Origin of the sequence: Streptomyces sp. MnatMP-M17 (assembly GCF_900091995.1) — a bacterium.
In the GTDB taxonomy this organism is placed as follows: domain Bacteria; phylum Actinomycetota; class Actinomycetes; order Streptomycetales; family Streptomycetaceae; genus Streptomyces.
The window spans coordinates 1-2,531 of sequence record NZ_FMDK01001105.1 but is presented as its reverse complement, the minus strand read 5'-3'; the positions used below and the strand labels follow the sequence as shown (position 1 = coordinate 2,531).

The 2,531-nt window shown below is 71.0% G+C and carries 3 protein-coding genes; all 3 read right to left on the bottom strand.

From position 1 onward, the window contains the following. Positions 1–494, bottom strand: a 494-nt coding sequence (locus tag GA0115259_RS36540; protein WP_305129848.1) for an RING finger family 4 domain-containing protein, incomplete at its 3' end; no start/stop codon positions are given. 402 nt (positions 495–896) lie between these two features. After that, a complete protein-coding gene (locus GA0115259_RS36535; RefSeq protein ID WP_093604780.1) occupies positions 897–1,523 on the bottom strand; it encodes a hypothetical protein in 627 nt (208 codons plus the stop codon). A gap of 317 nt (positions 1,524–1,840) precedes the next feature. Then, on the bottom strand, positions 1,841–2,531 hold a 691-nt coding region (locus tag GA0115259_RS36530), incomplete at its 5' end, for a VWA domain-containing protein (protein WP_141716854.1).

Sequence of the window (2,531 nt, the reverse complement as noted above, 5' to 3'; positions counted from 1 at the left end):
CAGATCGGGCAGGCAGAGAAGTCGGCGCCGTCGAAGCAGGTGCGGCACACCAGGTGCGCGCACGGCGAGACGGGGTGGACGCTGCCGTGGGTACCGCACAGGACGCAGGGCTGCTCCGGGGCCTGGAGGAGCACCGCCAGGACGCGGTCGGTCCAGAAGGCGAGGGTGTCGGCTGGGACGGACTGCGGGAAGCGGCGGAAGAGGGGGGTGTGGTCGCGGTCGGCGCCGAGGTCGGCGTCGAGATGTGCCAGCAGCGCAGCGCCCGACGTCGCGAGTGCCGGCGAGGCGAGGGCGGCCAGGGCTTCGCGTAGCGACGCGGAGATGAGGTAGCCGCGGTCGATGAGGTCGCTTTCCAGCAGGGTGACGCCGGCAAGTACGTCGGGGGTGGTCGACGATGCGGAGTCGGGGAGGTAGACGGAGCCGCGGCGCTGGAGCAGTACCGCGTCCAGGCTGCGCTGGCTGCTCGCGGTGATGGTGGTCGCCGTGGTCGTCATGTGGTGGTGTTCCCCCTGAGTTCTTTCCGGCGTCGGGCCGGGGTCGGTGTGGCGTCGCCGGGATCGAGCGGCCGGCGCTGTCCTGACGAGGCGCCCGCGGCGGATCGGGCATGGAAAAGCGGGGCGGGAAGTGCGCGCGCTGGTGTCTATTCCAAGAGGTTGAGAAGGAAGCACGCTGCGGAGCCGCCCCGCGAGACCTGACGGTATCAACCGTGATGTCGCGGGCACATGGCATTTTCGTCCGCCCGGTGCAGGGGAGGCCGGAGGTCTCAACTTGGCGTGAGGTCCGGGCCGTCACCCGCACCGGATGACACATAAAACATACCTTGAGGGGAGGGGGTTGTCAACTCTCGACGACGAGCTGCCGGATCTCGTTTCGGGCGCCGCTGAGTACGGATCCGGTCACGCCGTCGTTTCGGGGGAGGCGAAGTCGGCCGGCGCCGGACCTGCCTCACCGGTGGTGTGCCAGTCCCACAGGGCCCAGGCGGCCTCGACGCTGCTGCACCACGCGGTTGCGCGTCCAGCGCGGCAGAGGTCGATGGTGGGCGAACAGCGGCAGGTGACACGGAACTTGCCCGCGTGGCGGGTCACGACGGCCTGGATGATCCGGCCTCGGTGGGCGCCGGCCTCGACGTCGAGCTGAGCGGCCGCATCGAGCTGCTCGCGGGTGACCACGACCAGCCGTTCCACATCGTCGACGAGTCCCCAGGTGTGCCCGTCTGCTTCCGTGCGGGTGGCCTCCGCCACCCAGCGGCCGAGCCGGTACACGTGGCCGACCGTGCCGGCTAGGACCTGTTCGGGGAAGTTCTGCACGACGAGGTCGCCGCGGTGCACCTGCGGAGCGTCGGCCAGGGCCCGGAGCGCGTCCGTATGGGCCTCGGCCGGCGTACGGTCCTTCGGTCGGGCGGCTTCGATGTGCCACACCCCTGGTGCCGGGGTATGGCTCATCAGCTCCCATTCGCCACGGCGGTCCTGGACGGCGACGATGTCGCCCTTCCGGAATCCGCCCCATATGGCCGGGCCGGGCATGCAGGATTCGGCGTCAGGGTGATCCCTCGTACCGCCTGGCGGTTCAGGGGAGGTCGAGTCCGGCATCTTCTTCCCTGACGCGAGCCCAGATGACCATTTCGTGCCGGTGTCCGGGCGTACACGGGGGCGGCGCCTCACCGGGGGCGAGATCGAAGTACGGGTGGCTCTGCCCGGGAGAGCACGGGCTCACCATGGCGCGGCGGCAGAACTTGCAGAAGGGCAGGCTGATGCGCAAGGGCACTCCTTTCGCTGAACGGGCGCTGCGCGAGGAAGGGTTAAGAGCGGGGCGGGCCGAGAGGCAGGCCCGCCCCGGGGGGTCACACAGACTTCAGCGCGTTGACCAGGACCCGGCCGAGGGTGACGGGGATCTCGCTGATCTCGCTGATGTCGATCCGGTGCGCACCGGGCAGGACGTCGGAACGCGGGTTCAGGCAGTACCAGAGGACATGCACGCCTGCGGCCTGGAGCCTGCGGACGAGGCGTCCGCCTCCACGCCGTTCCGCAGGCTCCCAGTGACCGTCGGAGACGATGACCAGGACGCGAGCCCCGACGGGGCGCGACAGGGCCAGCGCGCCGTCGAGGGCGTTGGCGGCCTCCGTGAAGCGGTGGTTGCCGTCGTTGGCGCTGAACTGGGTGACCTGGGTGGGTGGTTGCCCGGGCCGGACGATCGGGGTGACCGCCGTCCCGAAGGCCACCGTGGCCGCTGTGCCACCCACTTCCCGGGCTGCGTGGGCGAAGATCCACGAAGTGGAGGCGATGATCTCGGTGTAGGCGCCCATCGAGCCGGAGACGTCGACCGCGACCGCGACGGCCACCGGTGGTTCGTCGCTGTGCTTGCGCACGGTGGCGCGGAAGGGCCGGGCGGTCACGGGGTGGCCAAGGGAGCGCTGCGCGGTGGCGAGCATGGCGTCCCGGCCGGACAGGCGGCCAGGGGGAAGCGCTGACGCGACGCGCGTGCGGGCGGGCTCGCGGAACTGCGCCCTGCGCAGGGCGTGGCCCAGGCGGAGG